The sequence below is a fragment of the Aeromonas sp. sif2433 genome (assembly GCF_019218705.1).
Classification (GTDB): Bacteria; Pseudomonadota; Gammaproteobacteria; order Enterobacterales; family Aeromonadaceae; genus Aeromonas; species Aeromonas encheleia.
Genome location: NZ_JAHUXD010000006.1, coordinates 225,233 through 244,911 on the forward strand (window position 1 = coordinate 225,233; position 19,679 = coordinate 244,911).

Genomic DNA, 19,679 nt, shown 5'->3' on the forward strand with positions numbered 1-19,679 from the left:
TCCTAAGGAAACTGCCATGAGCACCCTCTCCTCGCCTTCCTCCGACCTCACCGGGAACGCCAAGGCCCTCCCCTCGCCCATTCTGGAGCTCACCGGGATCGTCAAGACCTTCCCCGGGGTGCGCGCCCTCGATGAGGCCGGCCTGCGCGTCTACCCGGGTCAGGTAATGGCCCTGCTCGGTGAAAACGGCGCCGGCAAGTCCACCCTGATGAAGGTGCTGACCGGCATCTATCAGGCCGACGGCGGCACTGTCAGCTATCGCGGCCAGCCGGTCCACTTCAAGGGGCCGCGAGACTCCCAGGATCAGGGCATCAGCATCATCCACCAGGAGCTGAACCTGCTGCCGGAGCTCTCCATTGCCGCCAACATCTTCCTCGGCCGCGAGCCGCGCACCCGCTTTGGCAACATAGATCACCCGCAGTTGCGCGCGCGGGCCGGCACCCTGCTGGCTCGGCTCGGGGTCAAGCATGGGCCGGATACCCGGCTCGGGGATCTCTCCATCGGCGAACAGCAGATGGTGGAGATCGCCAAGGCGCTGTCGTTCGATGCCAGCGTCATCATCATGGATGAGCCCACCGATGCGCTGACCGACACCGAGACCGAGCAGCTGTTTATTGTCATCCGCGAACTGCGCGAGCAGGGCTGCGGCATCGTCTACATCTCCCATCGTCTGAAGGAAATCTTCCAGATCTGTGACCGCGTCACCGTGCTGCGGGACGGCAAGTGGATCGGCGAGCAGGCGGTGAGCGAGCTGGACGAGGACAGGATCATCGAGATGATGGTCGGCCGCCGGCTGGAGGAGCAGTACCCGCGCCTCGCCCGCGAGTTCGGCCCCGTCAGCCTGCAGGTGAAAGATCTGAGCGGCCCCGGCGTGCGCGGGGTGAGCTTCTCCCTGCGCCAGGGAGAGATCCTGGGCTTCAGCGGCCTGATGGGCTCGGGGCGCACCGAGCTGATGAAGCTCATCTACGGCGCCAACCTCATCAGCGCCGGTGAGATTGCCGTGGATGGTCACGCCCTGCGGCCCCGCAGCCCCGCCGATGGCCTCAAGGCAGGCATCGCCTACATCTCCGAGGATCGCAAGGGGGATGGCCTGGTGCTGGAGCTGTCGGTGCGGGAGAACATGAGCCTCTGTGCCCTTAGCGAATTCAACAAGGGTGGCCGGATCGACGGCAAGGCGGAGCGCCAGGCGGTGGCCGACTACGTGCGGCTGTTCAACATCAAGACCCCGAGCGGCGAACAGCTGATCAAGCTGCTCTCCGGCGGCAACCAGCAGAAGGTCGCCATCGCCAAGGGGCTGCTGACCCGTCCCAAGGTGCTGATCCTCGACGAGCCGACCCGCGGCGTCGACGTGGGGGCGAAAAAAGAGATCTACCAGCTCATCAACCAGTTCAAGAAGGAGGGAATGAGCATCATCCTTGTCTCCTCCGAGATGCCGGAGGTGCTCGGCATGAGCGACCGCATCCTGGTGATGCACGAGGGACGCATCAGCGCAGAATTCATGTCCCGTGACGCCAATCAGGAGAAACTGATGGCCGCGGCAGTCGGTAAACAGTGGCAAGCAGAGCAAGAGGCACAGCAATGACAACCCAAACCCTTCCCCGCCGTGGCGTCATGAGCAAGGCCTGGTGGATCGAGAACAAATCCCTGGTAGCCCTGCTGGTGCTGATCGGCGTGGTCTCCTTCCTGAGCCCGAACTTCTTCACCGCCGACAACCTGCTCAACATACTGCGCCAGACCTCGGTCAACGCCATCATGGCGGTCGGCATGACGCTGGTCATCCTCACCGCCGGCATCGATCTCTCGGTCGGCTCCGTGCTGGCCCTGTGTGGCGCCCTGGCCGCCACCATGGTGGCCATGGAGCTGCCGATCTGGCTGGTGGTGCCGCTCACCCTGGGCGCCGGCGCCCTGCTCGGCGGCGTCAGCGGGCTCATCATCGCCAAGGGCAAGGTGCAGGCCTTCATCGCCACCCTGGTGACCATGACAGCCCTGCGCGGAGTGACCATGGTCTACACCGAGGGGCGCCCTATCTCCACCGGCTTCAGCGACGGTGCCGATCACTTCGCCTGGCTGGGTACCGGTTACCTGTTCGGCCTGCCGGTGCCCATCTGGCTGATGGCCATCGTCTTCCTGCTGGCCTGGTACCTGCTCAATCACACCCGCCTCGGCCGTTACATCTATGCCCTCGGCGGCAACGAGTCGGCCACCCGCCTCTCCGGCATCAACGTGGCCAGGGTCAAGCTCGCGGTCTACGGTCTGTGCGGCATGCTATCGGCCCTGGCCGGCCTCATCGTCACCTCCCGCCTGTCGTCGGCCCAGCCGACCGCCGGCATGGGGTATGAGCTGGATGCCATCGCCGCCGTGGTGCTGGGTGGCACCAGCCTGATGGGGGGCAAGGGCCGCATCATGGGGACCCTGATCGGGGCACTCATCATCGGCTTCCTCAACAACGCCCTCAACCTGCTCGACGTCTCGTCCTATTACCAGATGATTGCCAAGGCCAGCGTGATCCTGCTCGCCGTGATGATCGATAACAAAAGCAAGTAATGCACACACAAGGAATGAAACGATGAAAAAGCTCAATACCCTGCTCGCCGCCGCCATCATGTCCGTGCTGGGCACTGCCCAGGCTGCCGATCACACCCTGGCCATGGTGGTGTCCACCCTCAACAACCCCTTCTTCGTCACCATGAAGGAAGGGGCTGAAGCCAAGGCCAAGGAGCTTGGCTACGAGCTGGTGGTACTGGATTCCCAGAACGATCCGGCCAAGGAGCTCTCCAACGTGGAAGATCTCACCGTGCGCAAGGTCGACGCCATCCTGATCAACCCGACCGACTCCGAGGCCGTGGGCAACGCCATCCGCCTGGCCAACAAGGCGAATATCCCGGTGCTGACCCTGGACAGAGGCGCGGCCCAGGGTGAGGTCAAGGCCCACATCGCCTCCGACAACGTGGCCGGTGGCAAGCTGGCCGGTGACTTCATCACCGAGAAACTGGGGACCGGCACCAAGGTGATCCAGCTCGAAGGGATCGCCGGCACCTCCGCCGCCCGTGACCGCGGTGAGGGCTTCGCCCTGGCGGTGGCCGCCAACAAGCTGCAGGTGCTGGCCTCTCAGCCCGCCGACTTCGATCGCACCAAGGGTCTGAACGTCATGGAGAACCTGTTGGCCGCCCACCCGACCGTGCAGGCCGTGTTCGCCCAGAACGACGAGATGGCGCTGGGCGCCATCCGCGCCGTGCAGGCGGCCGGCAAAGAGGTGATGATCGTCGGCTTCGACGGCACGGACGATGGCAAGGCGGCGGTGGCCAAGGGTAAACTGGCCGCCACCGTGGCCCAGCAACCGGCCCTGATCGGTGCCATCGGCGTGGAAACCGCCGACAAGCTGCTCAAGGGTCAGCCGGTGGAGCAATCCATCCCGGTACCGCTGCAGATCGTCAGCAAATAAGTCTGATAAAGGGGGAGGCTCGCCTCCCCCTTTGCTGGTTCTTACAGAGCCGCTCGGCTTGGGCCCACTCAAGCCAAGATGTTCTCAAGCAAGGGTGATCGATATGAATCGTCTCGTAGTTCTCGGCAGCGTCAATGCGGATCATGTGCTGCGCGTCCCCCACTTTCCCCGTCCCGGTGAGACCCTGACCGGCCACGGCTACCAGGTCGTCCCCGGTGGCAAGGGGGCGAACCAGGCGGTCGCCGCCGCACGGCTGGGGGCCCCCGTCTCCTTTATCGCCCGCATCGGGGATGACGCCATCGGTCGCCAGATGCAGGCAGGCTTCGCCGCCGACGGCATAGACGTGAGCGCAGTCGAGCGCGATGACCGGCTCCCCACCGGCATCGCCATCATCTATGTGAGCGACGAGGGGGAAAACAGCATTGGCATCTCCGCCGAGGCCAACGGCGCCCTCGACCCCGCCATGGTCAAGCGCCACGAGTCCATGATTGCCGACGCCCACACCCTGCTGCTGCAGCTGGAGGTGCCGCTCGACAGCGTCTTCGAGGCGGCCCGGCTGGCCCGTACCCATGGCACCCGGGTGGTGCTCAATCCGGCGCCAGCCCAGCCACTGTCCGCGGAGCTGCTGGCGCTGGTGGATCTCATCACCCCCAACCAGACCGAGGCCGAGCTGCTGACCGGGGTCCCCGTCACCGACGAAGCCAGTGCCCGCGAGGCGGCGGCCCGCTTCCATCAGCTGGGGATCCAGGAGGTGATGATCACCCTGGGCGCGCAAGGGGTCTACTGCAGCAACCCCAGCCAACAAGCGCTCATCCCGGGTTTTCGGGTGACGGCGGTCGACACCACGGCGGCGGGAGACACCTTCAACGGCGCCCTGCTGGTGGCGCAGCTGGCGGGCCATGACTTCCACGGCGCGGTGCGTTTCGCCCACGGCGCGGCCGCGCTCTCGGTCACCCGGCTGGGGGCCCAGAGCTCCATCCCGAGCGAGGCCGAGGTGGAGGCCTTCCTGCTCGCTCAAGCCGCGCAGGGACACTGATGGCCAATATCAAGGAGGTGGCCGCGCTGGCGGGGGTCTCCACCACCACTGTCTCCCACGTCATCAACGAGACCCGCGTCGTGAGCGATGCGACCCGCGAACGGGTCTTCGCCGCCATGCAGAGCCTCAACTATGCCCCCAGCCTGGTGGCGCGCAGCCTCAAGGTGAAGGAGACCAACAGCATCGGCATGCTGGTCACCACCTCCAGCAACCCCTTCTTCGCCGAGGTGGTGCGCGGGGTGGAGCGCTACTGCTTCGAGCAGGGTTACAACCTGATGCTGGGCAACACCGAGGGCCAGGCCGAGACCGCCCTCTCCTATCTCAAGATGATGCTGCGCAAGCGGGTGGATGGGCTGCTCATCATGTGCAGCGAGGGCCAACAGGAGGTGTTCAACCAGCTCGACTGGCTCAAGAGCCTGCCGGTGGTGGTGATGGACTGGGGCATGGAGAGCAAGGAGGTGGATCTCATCGCCGACAACTCCCATCGCGGCGGCTATCTGGCGACCCGCCACCTGCTGGCGCTGGGCCACCGCGCCATCGGTTGCATCACGGGGCCGCAGAGCCGGGCTCCGGCCAATCAGCGCCTGGCGGGCTTCGAGCAGGCGATGCGGGAGGCTGGCCTTGCCATCAACCCGGCCTGGATCCAGGAGGGGGATTTCGACTGTGCCAGCGGCCACGATGCCATGCTGCGCCTGCTGGCCCAGTCAGAGCGCCCTACCGCCCTGTTTGTGTGCAACGACATGATGGCCATGGGGGTCATCAGCGCCGCCCATCGCGCCGGCCTCGTCATCCCGCGGGATCTCTCCCTCGTCGGCTACGACAACGTGGCGCTGGCCCAGTACATGTCACCCCCGTTGACCACGGTCAACCAGCCGAAGGAGGAGCTGGGTCGCCTCGCCGTCACCCGTCTGCTGGCACGGATCAATGGGGAGCGGATCGACAACCGGATGATCACGGTCGACCCTGACCTGGTGATCAGGGACTCCTGCGCCCCCTTCCCGTCCGCCGAGACACCGCACCACTCCTAGCCGCCAGCCATGGCAAGGCGCAAGATCAACAAGGGCGGCCCAATGGCCGCCCTTGTTGTCTATGCCGATTCAATACGGCTGCTCGCGCTGTTCTACCCTGTCCTCCATCTCCTCTTCCGCCCCGAGCCGACTCAGGCGCAGCAAGCCCAGCCGCTGCGCCAGGGGTTGCAGCAAGACATCGTGATCGGCAGGCTCGGGCAGCCAGTAGCGCACCGGCCAGCCGGATCGCAGAAGCTCGGGGACCCGACTGCCCAGCTCATGCAACGCTAGCACGCAACCACGCTGGCGCATCTTCTCCAGCAGGAGGGGATCCTCCGTCAGGGTCGGCAGCGCCAGGATCAGCGACGCCGCAGGCAAGGCGGGCAAGTACGCCAGCACATGGGCCAGCTGCGCCTGCTGATGCAGCACCAGCAACACGGGCAAGGGGTGGGTCGATTCCGCCAGCAGCCGCGCCACCACCGGGCCCAGCACCCCTCTCTCCTGCATCCAGTCCACATCGCACGGCTGCTGCCCCACCCGCCAGCGCAGGCTGATGGCCAGGACCCGCTGCCCCCGCTCGTCTTCCAGCTCCTCTGACACCGTCTCCAGCGGGGATGGGGCGGCACCCGCCAGCCACTCCCGCAGCTGATGCAACTGCCGCTGACCCATGTTCAGGGCCGCCTTCATCGCAGGCTGGAACCAGATCAGGGTGGCGTCGTCCCGCTTGGCCTGATTCAGGGCCAGGATGGCCTGCTCCAGCAGCATGCCGGCATCCTCCCCCTCCGCCTGCGCCACCCCGAACCGACAGGCTAGATCGAAGCTGCTCTCACGGGTCACGAACTCGAACTTCAGCAGGGCCACCATCCCTTCCATCTGCTGTTCGATGGCCTCCTGACCACCGGCCAGCACCACGGCGAACTCATCCCCTCCCAGTCGGTAGGCCCGGCCGGGATACTGTTGCCGCAGCTTGGCGGCGACCGTCTGCAGCAGGCGATCGCCGACCTGATAACCGAGCAGATCATTGACCTGCTTGAACCGCTTCAGATCCAGCACCACCAAGGCCTGGGCACGGCCCAGCCGCAAGGATTGCTTCAGCTGCGCCTGCAAGGCGCGGCGATTCCCCAGCCGGGTCATGGGATCGAGCAGGGAGAGGCGACGGTTCTGCAGATTGACGCGAATGAGGGCAAACACCAGGACGCCCCCCGTCACCAGCAGGATCAGCTGCCAGATCTGCAGCCAGAACAGGCTCTGGCGGATCTGGTTGACCGAGGCCTCCCGCTCCTGGCCGGAGAGGATCTGATTGCCGATCTGCTCCACCTGGTGGGTCAGCTCGGCAATCCTGGCTTGCGTGCGATCCAGCGCGGCCCCCTCCTGTAGCGCACCGGCCTGCATCTGGGGCTCCAGCAGCTTGATTTGATCAAACAGCCGCGCCACCACCTTGCCCAGCCCGTAGCGGCCACGGGCATCGGCGGTCTCGCTGCTGATGAGGAAGATGTCCAGCCGGTTCCACAGCAGATCGTAATCCAGGCTCAGGACCTCCATCTCCAGCGCCCCCGCCCGATAGAGGCGCAAGTCATAGAGGAAGCGCTGGGACTCCAGCATGGTCTGGCTGATGTTCCAGTGGATGTTGCGATAGAAGGTATCCACCAGCTGCTCATGACGATGCTGCAGGTAGAGACCCCACACCGATGAGAACAGGAACAGCAGCGAGATGGCGGCAAGTAGCAGATTGTGGCGGTGACGGCGCGTCAAGGGAGGACCTCGATGCGGGTCACCTGCCACACCATGCTGTTATGGATGGCGGAGACATTCAGTTGGGGATGAGCGGAGAGCGGCACCAGCAGCCAGAGCGGCCCCTTGTTGCGGCGGGTCAGCGCCTTGTCATCCTGATAGCGCGCCAGGGTCAGCGGCGCCTCGGCAAACAGGGCGAGATCCACCCGCTGCTGATAGCCATTGAGGGCGAAGACCTCGATCTCGCGGGCATCCTTCACCCCCTGCGCCGCCAGCAGACCCGCCAGGGTAGCGCCACGGTAGCGGTGCATGCCCTGGGTCCAGGGCGTTTCCGTGTTGAATTCGACCTGCGGCAGGGCCGCCAGGGCCGCCTCGTCGAGGCTGATCTCCCGTTTGTCGGGCAGGATAAGCCGCAGCAAGGGGGTCGATGCCTGCACGCTGGCCGTGATCAGTGCCAGAAGGAAAAACGCGATCCAATGCTTCAAGATGCTCATGATGATTACGCCGACTGCACCCCATATTTTATGGGCCAGTGTGGCGGCTTCATCAAGCCAATGCAACTGTGGTGTTACACAATAGTTATGGGCCGCGCATCTCCATCCAGTTGTGTCCGTCGACCGCCTTGGGCTGGTGCACGCCGCACCGTTGCAGCAACTCATCCACGAAGGCCGGCACCAGCACGGATGCCGGGCCGTAGCGTTTCTCATCGAACTGGCTGCCCACCTCGCTCGGTTCCAGATTGAGCTCTATGGTATGGGCACCGTTGAGCCCCGCCTCATGCACGAAACCGGCCGCCGGATAGACGGCCCCCGAGGTGCCGATGGAGATGAACAGATCGCACTGGGCCAGGGCACCATAGATGCGATCCAGCCCGAGCGGCATCTCGCCAAACCAGACCACATGGGGTCGCAGCGGCTGGGGAAACTGGCAGCAGGAGCAGAGCTCCTCCTGGTGGAGCGCCCCGCGCCACTCGAGCACCTGGCCCGAGACCGGGCAACGCACCTTGAGCAGCTCGCCATGCATGTGGATGAGGTTCTTGCTGCCCGCACTCTCGTGCAGGTTGTCGATATTCTGGGTGATCAGGGTAACGCGCCCCGGCAGCAGACGTTCCAGCCTGGCCAGGGCGTAGTGGGCCGGATTGGGGTGGATCTGGGGCTGTTGCAGCTGCTGGCGACGAGAATTGTAGAAGCTTTGCACCAGCTCGGGATCCCGGGCATAACCCTCTGGGGTGGCCACATCCTCAACCCTGTGCTCCTCCCACAGGCCGTCACTGGCCCGGAATGTCTTGATACCGGACTCGGCCGAGATGCCCGCACCGGTGAGGATCACGATATGTTTAGCCGACTGCACCATGGCTGATTTCCTCCGACTGATTATCAGGCTGACCTTAGCACAGGGGGGCGGGCCAGCCCATTCGCCCTTGGTCTTATGAGCGATCCTGATCCAGGCCGTCGAGCACGCTCAAGTCCAGCCTGACGAATATCATCTCACGCCCCGTCACCAGGGTCAGCGGCAGCCCCAAGCCCCGCAGCAGGGTCAGCATGGGCCGATTCTGACTCAGCACCTCCGCCGTCCACTCCCGGATCCCCTCCGCCCGCGCCAGCAGCGCCAGCGCCAGCAGGATGCGGCGCCCCGCCCCCCGCTGCTGGAAGTGATCCGCGACTATGCAGGAGAACTCGGCCCGATCCGGGTGCAGCCGCCGCCGGATGGACTGGGCCACGGCCAGGGGGCGGCCCGCGGCATCCGTCAGCAGCAGACCAATCTGGGCGGCGCGCGGGTAATCGAGGAAGAAGGCCACCTGCGAGGGGGTGGGCGGTTGCTTGGGACGCATGAAGCGCAGGTAGACGCTCTGTTCGCTGAGCTCCCCATAGGCGGCCTCGAGAGGCGCCGGATCGGCCCCCGCCAACTCCTGCAACCGGCAACTTAGGCCCCCCACCACCATCACCAGAGGCAAGGCGCCCCGGCTGGTGGGATGAGGCCAGCCCGCCAGCCCCGCGCGCAGACGAGCCACGTCGGCCGGCCAGCACAGATAGCGGGTCACCAGCGCCCCATGATACCGCGATCCTGCCAGGGGGAGGCATCGAGCAGGTTGAAGGGATCGTCGATATAGATGGCGATCCCCAATTCCCTGGCCCGGCCGATGAAGCGGTCAAGCAGGGAGTCCGTCGCCATCGCCTCCAGCTCCGGCAACAGGTGTTGTCCCAGCAGCAGGTGCTGGAGCGGCAGTCGCTCCAGCTTGTCGAACGGCAGATGTTGAATGCTGTCGAGCAGCAGCGCCAGACGGACCCCGGCCAGGCTGGCCTGCAGCACCAGGGCGAAGCGATCCGCCTTGCTCAGCAGCTGATCGCGCCGGTGGATGACCAGGGTCAGCTCGCCCGCCAGGCGGCCGTGCTGCTCCAGCCACGTCTTGAGCTGCTCCCAGTGGGGTGGCAGCCCGCTCACGGCCAGCCAGATGGGCAAGCTGGACGAGGCCGCATCTGCCAGCAGGCCGAGCTGACCCCGCACCTCGCCATTCCAACTGCGAATGGTGCGCTTCAACCCGCTCAGCCGGCGCTGACGCTGGGGCCCCAGATAGAGGGTCTTGAGCAGGCGGAGCAGATCGTCGCTCTGCAGCGGCTTGGCCAGCGCGGCCAGCACGTTGAAACCGGCGTCGTGCAGCAGGCGACGGGCCCCGTCGATCAGGGTCTGATCGTGGGCGGAGAGCAGTATGATGGGCAGACCGCTGTGCTGATACTGGGGATGGCTCATCAACAGGCTGATGGCATCTTGCTCCGCCAGGCTGAGATCGCAGATCAGCAGTCGCACCTCGCCCTGCTCCAGGGCCAGCAGGCAGGCATCGCCGTCCTGTACCCACTGGCAGGGTAGCCCCAGCGCCTGGATCTCCTGCTGGATGCAGGCCCCCTGAAAGGGGTGATCCTCCAGCAACAGCACCTGCAATCCTGCCAACCAGTCGCGCCACCCCTGTTCCCGCTCCTGCAAGCCCACCAGCCAGGGATCGGAGAGCTGGTAGATGCCCTGCCCCCGGGTCATCAGCCGGGGCAGATAGCTGGCCCCGGCATGGGCGGCGGGCTCGAACAGCGCGATGGCACCGGCGGCAAACAACGCTTCCCACTGCCAGCCGGGCTCGGGTTGGGTGCGGTGCAAGCTGGCGTACTCGGGCACCCCTGCCGCCTGCACGGCCTGATGGGACGCGGCGTCAAGGGCATAGATGCTGACGGGATGGAAGCCGGGATCCAGGCTCACGTCCGATTCCAGCAGCGCCAATAACTCTTCGTCTGTGATGATCATCTCATACCCTCTTGCCCAATTGCCGACAGACCTCATCCACGGCATGGCGCAGTGACTCGATCAGGGGCTGCTCGGGGGTTCGCTGCCAGCGCTCGATCACCTCGACCAGCGCCGCTGCTCCCACCATTTTGGCGGCCCCCTTCATCTTGTGTAAAGCCGTATTGAGGGCCCGCTCATCCCCTTGTGTGACGCAGTCCGCAATGTCGGCCAGATCCTGGCGGGTAGAGGCCAGATAGAGGCTGATGAGCTCGGCGCTGAGTGGCGCCAGCTCTGACCAGGGCTGGGGCGTCTCCTCCTCCTGACGGGTTCCCGCGGCCTGTCCGGACAGGCTGCGCAGCAAGATGGCCAACTCCTTCAGCATCACTGGCTTGTCCAGATGGCCGTGGCAGCCACTGTCGGCCAGTTGCTCTGCCGCCTGCTCGCTCAGATCGGCGGTGATCACGTAGACCGGCAGCTGTTGCCAGCGCGGGGAGTCCCGCAGCTGACGGCACAGCTCGGCGCCATCCATCACCGGCATCTGCAGATCGGTCAGCACCAGATCGACCGACTCGTGCTGCAGGATATCCAGTGCCAGCCGGCCATTGGCGGCGCTCAACACCTCGGCCCCCAGCTGGCTGAGCTGCATGCCGATCAGCACCCGGTTCACCTCGTGATCTTCCACCAGCAGGATCCGCATGCCGGCCCCCGGCAGGTCCGCGATCTCGCCGCCTTCGCTGGCGAGCCTGGGTTGCAGCAGGCTGACCACTGAGCCCGGGATCCAGGGTTCTCCCTGCCAGGACCAGTAACGCAGGCCCCGCTCGTCCAGCTCAACGCTCAGGCAAGGCCCGTCAAGGTCTTCGCTCACGCCGATCTCGACCAGCCAGCGACGCATGTATTCCAGCTCAGCACCAGCCAGCCGCAGGCTGAGGGCATTGACCCTGGGTTGCCAGGGTGACTTCTCCCGCAGCGGTCGCAGCGGCAGCGAGCAGGTGAAGCGACTGCCGCCGGTGGCCAGGGCCTCGACCCTGATCTCGCCGCCCATCTGCTCCATCAGCTGGCGACTGATGGCCAGCCCCAGCCCGGTCCCCTGTGCCCTTGGCTGGCCCGGCTCCTCCCCCTGCTCGAAGGGCAGGAACAGCCGGGGCAACAGCTCGGCGCTGATGCCGGGCCCCTGATCATCCACCCCGCAGCAGAGCCACTCCCCCTGCCGGTGGGCCCACAGCACCACCTCGCCGGTCAGGCTGAACTTGATGGCGTTGGCGAGCAGGTTGTGCAGCACCTGCTGCACCCGGTGAGGATCGAGCTCCATCAGGGCGGGCAGATTGGTATCCAGCGCGAGGCGCAGTTGCAACCGCTTGGAGCGCGCCTTGGACCAGTGCACCGCCGCCACGTGTTCGCACAACTCCACCAGATCGGTCGGCTGCGGGGAGAGCCGCAACTGGCGGCTCTCGTTGCGGCTGAAATCGAGCACGTCGTTGAGCAGCCCCAGCAGCTCGTTGCCCGCCTGCCTGACGTGAGTCAGCACCGATGCCTGCTCCGCCGAGAGCTCGGTCTGATCGAGCCACTCCAGCAGCCCCAGGATGGCATTCATGGGGGTACGGATCTCGTGGCTCACGGCCGCCAGGAAGCGTCCCTTGGCGAGCACGGCCTGCTGGGCCTGCTCGTGGGAGAGCTGCAGCGCATGCTCCTGCTCGACCCTATCGGTCACATCCTGCACCACCCCATAGACCCGCCACCCCTCCCCCTGGCTGCGCCCCCGACCGGAGAACTGCAACCAGCGCGAGCCCTTGGTCGGGTGCTGGTAACGCAGCAGATGGGAGAAGGGACTCCCCGCCTGCAACATGGCCAGCATGGGGGCGCGCATCTTGCGTCTGTCCTGGCGCGCGAGGCGGGTGAGAGTCGCATTGGAGTTGAGCCGGATCTGCTGGCTGGCCAGCCCCAGCAGCTCGTAGCTGCCGCGGCTGACGAATTCCACCCCGGTGATGGCACCGCCCTGCAGGGTGAACTGGAGCACCACCCCGGGCACCGTATTGGTGAGGGCGCGCAGCCGCCGCTCCGCCTGGCGCAGCAGCCGGGTGCGCTCGCGCAGGGCGCTGATGTCGGACAGGGCGATGAGATCGCCGGCCGGGGTCTGTGGGCCGAGTTGCAGCGGGATCTGGGCATAGGAGTAGACCTGCTCGCGCAGGGAGAGCTCCCCCTCTGCCCCTTGCAGCCGTGGCTCGGGCAGGATCAGCTCCGCTGAGTAGCGCGCCTCCAGCCGCTTGGCCTGCTTGTTGCGCTTGATGATCTCGCCCCTATCGTTGCGCAGGAACACGGGCATGGGCAGTGCCTGGAACAGGGACTCCCTGAACTTGCTCTCCTGGGCCAGCGCCTGCTCCGCCTTGCGCCGCTCGCGGGCCTCCAGGGCCAGCTGTTGGCGGGAGCGCCAGATCGACCAGATCACCGCCGCGCTGATCAACAGTGCCAGCAATACGGAGCCGAGCCAGAAGCCATAGCTGACGCCGCTCTGCTGGGTCAGCACCAGCCGGCGCCAGCGTTGGGTCAGCTCGTCGTTCTCCTGATCGCTGATCGTCATCAGGCTCTGCTCGATCACCCCGGCCAGCCTCGGCTGATCATGACGGATGGCAAAGCCGAGTCCAAAGCTCTCAGGCAGCTCCTTGACGCTGAGATCGGCCAGCTGGTTGTTGCGCAGCGGATACTGCAGCTGGTAGAGCTCCGCCAGCATGGCGTCGGCCTCTCCCTCCTGCACCGCGTCCAATCCCTCCATCAGGCTGTCGACCCGCAGCCAGTCATGCTGGCCGAAGTTGGCCAGCAGGCTGGTGTCATACAGCATCTTGGGCACCACTATCTTGCCCTTCACCTCATCGAGCCGCTGATGGGCCCCCAACTTGCGGCTGACCAGGGCATAGCGGCTCATGGCCACGGTGCGGGTAAAGGCGAATTCCCGGTTGAGCGCCGGCGTCTCCAGCAGGCCGGCCATCATGGCGGCTTCGCCGCTGCGCAGCTTGGCCAGCGCCTCCTCCTTGCTGGCGACGGGTATGACTTCGAAGGTCAGCCCGGTCTGCCTGCTCACCCGCCGCAACACATCGCCACTCCAGCCGACCAGCTGGCCCTGCTGATTGACGCCGCTGTAGGGCATGAAGGCGGGATCCGCCACCAGCTTGATGGTGCGGGAGGTCCCGATGAGCCAGGCCTGCTCCTTGTCGGTGAAGTGCAGCGGGTTGATGTCCTGCTCACTCTGCGGCAAGTAGCGGCCCAGATCCCGGTAGAGGCTGCCCGGCGGGAGGAAACGGATCGCCGTGTCGATCAACTGCTGCAGCTCGGGTCTGTCTCGCATCATCAGCCGGTAGCTGACCACCAGCTCGTCACTGCGCAGGCGACGCAGACGCAGCCCCTCGTCCGGGTATTCCCGCATCAGGTAGCGCAGTTGCAGGTAATCGCCGAGGTAGGCGCTGCCCTTGCCGGCGATCAGGGCCGAGTACCAGTTATCGGCATCGGTCAGGGCCAGCTGGGACGACTGGGGATAGAGTCCCTTCAGCACCTCGGTCGACTGCCAGATGGGCGAGACCAGGAAGGAGGCCTGCTCCAGCTCACCCCGGTAGAGGATGGCGGACTCCGCTTCCAGCATGGCCCGGCTTAGCGCCATGCCGGGTTGGGCATGCAGGGAGGGACCTATATGCGGGATGAGATCGCAGCGCCCCTCTTGCAGACCCTGCTCTACCGCCGACCAGTTGGGCAGCTTGTCAAACTGCAACGGCACCGGCAGCTGCTGTGCCAGGCGTTGCATCTGATCGATGAGCAATCCCCCCTGTTTTTCCAGATAGGGAGGCCGCTGCAGGGCGGGATAGCAGAACGTCAGCTGGGTCAGCGAATCGGCATAGGCCTGGGTATCAGGCGGCAGGGGGAGTACGGCGGCACGCAGTGGCATGGCCAGCAGCGCGCCCAACAGTAGGCTGAATTTTGTCATCGAAATGGGAAAGCCAGGCATTTGCCTGGCTTTCTGTCACTCATTGGGTTCAACATTTTCTACCCTGGCCTTGAGCTTCTGGCCAGGCCGGAAGGTCACCACCCGCCGGGCGCTGATGGGAATATCTTCGCCGGTCTTGGGGTTACGTCCGGGACGCTGATTCTTCTCACGAAGGTCAAAATTACCGAAGCCTGAAATCTTGACTTGTTCACCGCGCTCGAGCGCCTGTCTGATTTCCTCAAAGAAGGCTTCCACCATGTCTTTGGCTTCACGCTTGCTCATCCCGAGTTGGGTGAACAGGTGCTCTGCAATGTCGGCTTTGGTAAGCGCCATAGATCAATCCCTCAAGGATGCATTCAACTCTTCACCGAGGGCCCGCACGACATTGTCTACGGTCTCGGCAATCTCTTTCTCCTCCAGGGTGCGCTGGTTGTCTTGTAAAACTAGACTGATGGCCAGGCTCTTCTTGTCCTCTGCCATACCAGCACCCTGGTATACGTCAAACAAGTTTATTCCAACTAACTGATTTCCGCCAACTTTTTTAATTACTGCGAGCACATCACCGGCCAGAACCTGGTGGTCAACCACCACGGCGATGTCGCGACGGTTGGCCGGGAAGCGGGAAACTTCGGCCGCAACCGGCACCTTGGCGGGGATCAGCTTGTTCAACTCCAGCTCGAACATGATGGCACGGGTCTTGAGACCCAGCTTCTTCTCGAGGCTCGGGTGGATCACGCCGATGTGGCCGATGACGGCGCCATTGCGCAGGATGGCCGCGCTCTGGCCCGGGTGCAGGGCGCTGTGCTCGGTACGCTCGAAGCTGAAGCTGGCACCTTCGGCGGTGAGATCCAGCACGGCTTCCAGATCCCCTTTCAAATCAAAGAAGTCGGCGCCACGGCTCTTGATGTCCCAGTGCTCGTCGCTCTGGTTGCCGGTGATGATGCCGGCCAGCATGGGCTCCTGACGGATGCCATTTTCGGCGCTCTCGTCCTTGATGAAGCGCAGACCCTGCTCGAACAGGCGCACGCGGCCCTGCTGGCGGTTCTGGTTGTAGACCACCGCCTGCACCAGACCCGGGAACAGGGAGACGCGCATGGCGGACATCTCGACCGAGATCGGGTTCGGCAGCACTATGGCGTCACTCTGCGGATAGAGCAGTTGCTGGGCCTTGGGATCCACGAAGCTGTAGGTGATGGCTTCCTGGAAGCCGCGGTCAACCAGCAGGTCACGCACCCGCTTGAGGGTCACTTGGCCCTCAGCCTGCTCCACCATGGCCAGGGAGGCGGCCGGTTTCAGGTTCGGGATGTTGTTGTAGCCGTAGATGCGGGCCACTTCCTCGATGAGGTCTTCCTCGATGGCGATGTCGAAACGCCAGGAGGGCGCCAGGGCGGTCCAGCCGTCGGCCTCGATGGTCACCTGCATGCCGAGGCGAGTCAGGATCTCGACCACCTGAGCATCGGCCACACTGATGCCGATCACCTTGTCGAGCTTGGCACGACGCAACTTGATGGGGGTCGCCTTGGGCAGATGGGCATCGGATTTGACCTCGATGACCGGACCCGCTTCACCGCCGCAGACATCCAGCAGCAGTCGGGTGGCTCTGTCCATCACCTTGGCTTGCAGCTGTGGGTCTACCCCGCGCTCGAAGCGGTGGGACGAGTCGGTATGCAGGCCATAGGCACGGGCACGGCCGGTGATGGAGAGCGGTGCGAAGAAGGCACACTCCAGCAGCACGTCCGTGGTCTCGGCGGACACGCCGGTGCGCTCGCCGCCGAAGATGCCGGCCATGCAGGCAGGACCCTGTGCGTCGGCAATGACGAGGGTGGTCTCTTTGAGCTTGATCTCGTTGCCGTCGAGCAGGGTCATCGGCTCGTCGGCCTTCGCACGGCGCACCACCAGCTCCCCGTCCAGCTTGGCCAGATCGAAGGCATGCATCGGCTGACCGTATTCCAGCAGCAGGAAGTTGGTGATGTCGACGATGGCGTCGATGGAGCGAATGCCGCCACGGCGCAGCTTTTCCTGCATCCAGAGCGGGCTCTGGGCGCGCAGGTTCAGCCCCTTGATGACACGACCGAGGTAACGGGGGCAGTCTGCCGGCGCATCGACCCGGATCGGGAAGCTGGCATCTATGGTGGCTGGCGCCGGAGTCCAGCTTGGCTCGACCACGTCGACGCTGTTGAGCACGCCGATCTCGCGGGCAAGACCCGCGATGCCGAGGCAATCGGCCCGGTTCGGGGTCAAGTCCACGTCGATGGCGACGTCATTGAGATTGAGATAGTCGCGAATGTCGGTGCCGACGGGGGCGTCCAACGGCAGCTCGATGATGCCGTCCGCTTCCACTTCGATCCCCAACTCGCTGAAGGAGCAGAGCATGCCGTGGGAAGGCTGGCCACGCAGCTTGGCCTTCTTGATGGTGAAATCACCCGGCAGGGTCGCCCCCACCTTGGCCACACACACCTTGAGGCCGGTGCGGCAGTTCGGCGCGCCGCAGACGATGTCCAGCAGCTCGGCCTCGCCCACGTTGACCTTGGTCACCCGCAGCTTGTCGGCGTCCGGATGCTGGCCACATTCGACCACTTCACCCACCACCACGTTGTTGAACTGGCCGGCCACCGCTTCGACGGCGTCCACTTCCAGACCCGCCATGGTGATCTGCTCGGCCAGTGCGTTGTCACTCAACTCGGTGCGGACCCACTCCATCACCCAGGATTTACTGAATTTCATGTTCTCTCGCCCTTACTTGAACTGCTTGAGGAAGCGCAGATCGTTTTCGAAGAAGGCACGCAGGTCGTTGACCCCGTAGCGCAGCATGGTCAGGCGCTCAACGCCCATGCCGAAGGCAAAACCGGAGTATTTTTCCGGATCGATGCCGACCGAACGCAGCACGTTCGGGTGCACCATGCCGCAGCCCAGCACTTCCAGCCACTTGCCGTTCTTGCCCATCACGTCCACTTCGGCACTGGGCTCGGTGAACGGGAAGTAGGAGGGACGGAAACGGATGGTGAGATCTTCCTCGAAGTAGTTGCGCAGGAAGTCGTGCAGTATCCCCTTCAGCTCGGTGAAGCTGGCGTGCTCATCCACCAGCAGGCCTTCGACCTGATGGAACATCGGGGTGTGGGTCATGTCGTAGTCGTTACGATAGACGCGGCCCGGCGCTATGATGCGGATCGGCGGCTGCTGATGTTCCATGGTGCGGATCTGCACGCCCGAGGTGTGGGTGCGCAGCATCAGATCGGGATTGAAGTAGAAGGTGTCGTGATCGGTACGCGCCGGGTGGTGAGCCGGGATGTTCAGCGCATCGAAGTTGTGGAAACCGTCTTCGATCTCGGGACCGCGCTCAACCTTGAACCCCATCTCGCCAAACAGGCGCTCGATGCGTTCGATGGTGCGGGTCACCGGGTGCAGGCCACCGTTCTCGATGCGACGGCCCGGCAGGCTGACGTCGATGGTCTCGGCGGCCAGCTTCTGATTCAGCTCTTGCTCAACCAGGGCATCGCGGCGCGCGTTCAGGGCATCCTGAACCTGCTGCTTGGCCTGGTTGATCACGGCGCCCGCGGCGGGACGCTCTTCGGCGGACAAGGCGCCCAATGTCTTCATCTGCTCGGTAAAAAAGCCTTTTTTACCCAGATATTTGACCCGGATCTCGTCGAGGGTCGCAACGTCATTGACGCCCTCAATCTCGGCCTTGGCCTGGCCGACTACTTCTTCAAGCTGTTGCATGTCTTCCTCGTCACCACTCCCGGAACAGGAGCCTGTTAGGCTAAATAAGGGTAAGAGGGGAATAATACAAAAAAAGCCCCTTGGCTGACCATAGTTATGGTGGCCTTTTATCCCTAGAAATCATTTTGTTATAGGGGAAGGGTGCCAGTCTGTCCCCTCTTTCGCCACATAGGGTGTGATATGTCACGCGTTTGTTGGCATAGATGATGGCTCATCCGGGGAAAGGAGCGGTGGGTTTGGTTGTCGGGGGCGGATTTCGGGAAACAAAAAAGGAGGCCTAGGCCTCCTTTTATCTTTCATAACAGAACCGGATTAAACCAGAGCTGCTTTGGCCTTTTCAACCAGGGCGGTGAAAGCCAGCTTGTCGTGAACGGCGATATCGGACAGGATCTTGCGATCGATCTCGATAGAAGCCTTCTTCAGACCGTTGATCAGACGGCTGTAGGACAGACCGTTCTGACGGGCTGCAGCGTTGATACGCGCAATCCACAGCTGACGGAACTGACGCTTTTTCTGGCGACGGTCACGGTAGGCATACTGACCAGCTTTGGTTACCGCTTGTACCGCTACGCGGTAGACACGGGAACGGGCGCCGTAGTAACCCTTGGCGGCTTTCATTACTTTCTTGTGACGAGCGCGAGCAGTCACACCACGTTTAACTCTTGGCATTTTTCACATCCCCCTTATGCGTACGGCAGACAAGCGACAACACGTTTGTGGTCGGCAGCAGAAACCATGAACTTCGGCCCCAGCTTGCGCTTACGCTTGCTGCTCTTCTTGGTCAGGATGTGACGCAGGTGGTTGTGCTTACACTTGAAGCGACCTGAGCCAGTCTTCTTGAAGCGCTTTGCAGCACCCCGGTTGGTTTTCATCTTCGGCATTTCATCATACTCCGCATTGTGAGTGACAACAAAATCGCAAGGCGAACCGACTCATGGGGCGAACCCATGAGTCAATTTCTTGTGGGCCTTAAGATTTCTTCTTAGGTGCGAGGACCATCACAGCTTGACGGCCTTCGACTTTCGGGAACGACTCGACTACGGCCAACTCTTCCAGATCGGTCTTGACGCGCTCCAGAACCTTGATACCAAGATCCTGGTGGGCCATTTCACGACCACGGAAGCGCAGGGTGACCTTCGCCTTGTCCCCGTCTTCTAGAAAGCGAACCAGGTTGCGTAGTTTTACCTGATAGTCGCCTTCGTCAGTGCCAGGACGGAATTTGATTTCCTTGACCTGGACAACTTTCTGCTTTTTCTTCTGTTCTTTGGTGGTTTTGCTCTTTTCGTAGAGGAATTTGCCGTAATCCATGATCCGGCAAACGGGCGGCTCAGCGTTAGGACTGATCTCGACCAGATCCACTCCGGCCTCAAGGGCCAAGTTCAGAGCATCTTGAATGGTGGTGACGCCAATGGCCTCACCATCCAAACCGGTCAGACGAACTTCTTTCAGACGGATCTCTTCATTGATCCGGTGAGCGCGGGCTTGCGGTTGCTTGCCCAGTTTTTTTCC

17 protein-coding genes are annotated in these 19,679 nt (G+C 63.8%); 5 read left to right on the forward strand and 12 right to left on the reverse strand.

Annotated elements, in window-relative coordinates; genetic code table 11:
- The first annotated feature begins 16 nt into the window (after nt 1-16).
- The 5 genes from rbsA (at nt 17) to KW825_RS11540 (ending at nt 5,506) form a co-directional block, all read left to right on the forward strand.
- Complete coding sequence (gene rbsA / locus KW825_RS11520) at nt 17-1,582, forward strand: ribose ABC transporter ATP-binding protein RbsA (protein WP_218329281.1); 1,566 nt, start codon at nt 17-19, stop codon at nt 1,580-1,582.
- Nucleotides 1,579-2,544 (forward strand): ribose ABC transporter permease, encoded by a 966-nt coding sequence (gene rbsC / locus KW825_RS11525; RefSeq protein ID WP_025327024.1) that lies wholly within the window; start codon nt 1,579-1,581, stop codon nt 2,542-2,544. Before rbsA ends, rbsC begins: the two co-directional genes overlap by 4 nt.
- Nucleotides 2,545-2,566: 22 nt before the next feature.
- The gene (rbsB, locus tag KW825_RS11530) at nt 2,567-3,442 is read left to right on the forward strand and encodes a ribose ABC transporter substrate-binding protein RbsB (protein ID WP_218329282.1); all 876 of its coding nucleotides are present in this window, start codon (nt 2,567-2,569) and stop codon (nt 3,440-3,442) included.
- A 103-nt stretch (nt 3,443-3,545) separates the two neighbouring features.
- On the forward strand, nt 3,546-4,478 hold the full coding sequence (gene rbsK / locus KW825_RS11535) for a ribokinase (protein WP_218329283.1): 933 nt from the start codon (nt 3,546-3,548) through the stop codon (nt 4,476-4,478).
- On the forward strand, nt 4,478-5,506 hold the full coding sequence (locus KW825_RS11540) for a substrate-binding domain-containing protein (protein WP_218329284.1): 1,029 nt from the start codon (nt 4,478-4,480) through the stop codon (nt 5,504-5,506). The genes rbsK and KW825_RS11540 overlap by 1 nt, the downstream gene beginning before the upstream one ends.
- A gap of 69 nt (nt 5,507-5,575) precedes the next feature.
- Here the strand turns inward: KW825_RS11540 and KW825_RS11545 are convergent, their stop codons facing one another.
- The 12 genes from KW825_RS11545 to infC all read right to left on the reverse strand — a co-directional run bounded on the left by KW825_RS11545 (nt 5,576) and on the right by infC (nt 19,670).
- Nucleotides 5,576-7,237 (reverse strand): diguanylate cyclase, encoded by a 1,662-nt coding sequence (locus tag KW825_RS11545; RefSeq protein WP_218329285.1) that lies wholly within the window; start codon nt 7,235-7,237, stop codon nt 5,576-5,578.
- The gene (locus KW825_RS11550; protein ID WP_218329286.1) at nt 7,234-7,710 is read right to left on the reverse strand and encodes a hypothetical protein; all 477 of its coding nucleotides are present in this window, start codon (nt 7,708-7,710) and stop codon (nt 7,234-7,236) included. Before KW825_RS11550 ends, KW825_RS11545 begins: the two co-directional genes overlap by 4 nt.
- Nucleotides 7,711-7,795: 85 nt before the next feature.
- Nucleotides 7,796-8,569: a Sir2 family NAD+-dependent deacetylase gene (gene cobB / locus KW825_RS11555; protein ID WP_042652209.1), complete on the reverse strand. Its 774-nt coding sequence runs from the start codon at nt 8,567-8,569 to the stop codon at nt 7,796-7,798.
- A gap of 73 nt (nt 8,570-8,642) precedes the next feature.
- Nucleotides 8,643-9,257, reverse strand: coding sequence for a GNAT family N-acetyltransferase (locus KW825_RS11560; RefSeq protein WP_218329287.1), 615 nt, complete (start codon nt 9,255-9,257; stop codon nt 8,643-8,645).
- Complete coding sequence (locus KW825_RS11565) at nt 9,254-10,504, reverse strand: response regulator (RefSeq protein ID WP_218329288.1); 1,251 nt, start codon at nt 10,502-10,504, stop codon at nt 9,254-9,256. Before KW825_RS11565 ends, KW825_RS11560 begins: the two co-directional genes overlap by 4 nt.
- 1 nt (nt 10,505) lies before the next feature.
- Nucleotides 10,506-14,432, reverse strand: a complete 3,927-nt coding sequence (locus KW825_RS11570; protein WP_218329334.1) for an ATP-binding protein — start codon at nt 14,430-14,432, stop codon at nt 10,506-10,508.
- Nucleotides 14,433-14,486: 54 nt separating this feature from the next.
- On the reverse strand, nt 14,487-14,783 hold the full coding sequence (gene ihfA / locus KW825_RS11575; protein WP_005300715.1) for an integration host factor subunit alpha: 297 nt from the start codon (nt 14,781-14,783) through the stop codon (nt 14,487-14,489).
- A 3-nt stretch (nt 14,784-14,786) separates the two neighbouring features.
- Complete coding sequence (gene pheT, locus KW825_RS11580; protein WP_218329289.1) at nt 14,787-17,174, reverse strand: phenylalanine--tRNA ligase subunit beta; 2,388 nt, start codon at nt 17,172-17,174, stop codon at nt 14,787-14,789.
- Between the two features lie 12 nt (nt 17,175-17,186).
- Complete coding sequence (gene pheS / locus KW825_RS11585) at nt 17,187-18,170, reverse strand: phenylalanine--tRNA ligase subunit alpha (RefSeq protein ID WP_005315542.1); 984 nt, start codon at nt 18,168-18,170, stop codon at nt 17,187-17,189.
- A 312-nt stretch (nt 18,171-18,482) separates the two neighbouring features.
- The gene (rplT, locus tag KW825_RS11590) at nt 18,483-18,839 is read right to left on the reverse strand and encodes a 50S ribosomal protein L20 (protein ID WP_005300683.1); all 357 of its coding nucleotides are present in this window, start codon (nt 18,837-18,839) and stop codon (nt 18,483-18,485) included.
- A gap of 14 nt (nt 18,840-18,853) precedes the next feature.
- Nucleotides 18,854-19,051, reverse strand: coding sequence for a 50S ribosomal protein L35 (gene rpmI, locus KW825_RS11595; protein ID WP_005315535.1), 198 nt, complete (start codon nt 19,049-19,051; stop codon nt 18,854-18,856).
- 88 nt (nt 19,052-19,139) lie between these two features.
- On the reverse strand, nt 19,140-19,670 hold the full coding sequence (gene infC / locus KW825_RS11600) for a translation initiation factor IF-3 (protein ID WP_256351883.1): 531 nt from the start codon (nt 19,668-19,670) through the stop codon (nt 19,140-19,142).
- Nucleotides 19,671-19,679 lie beyond the last annotated feature (9 nt).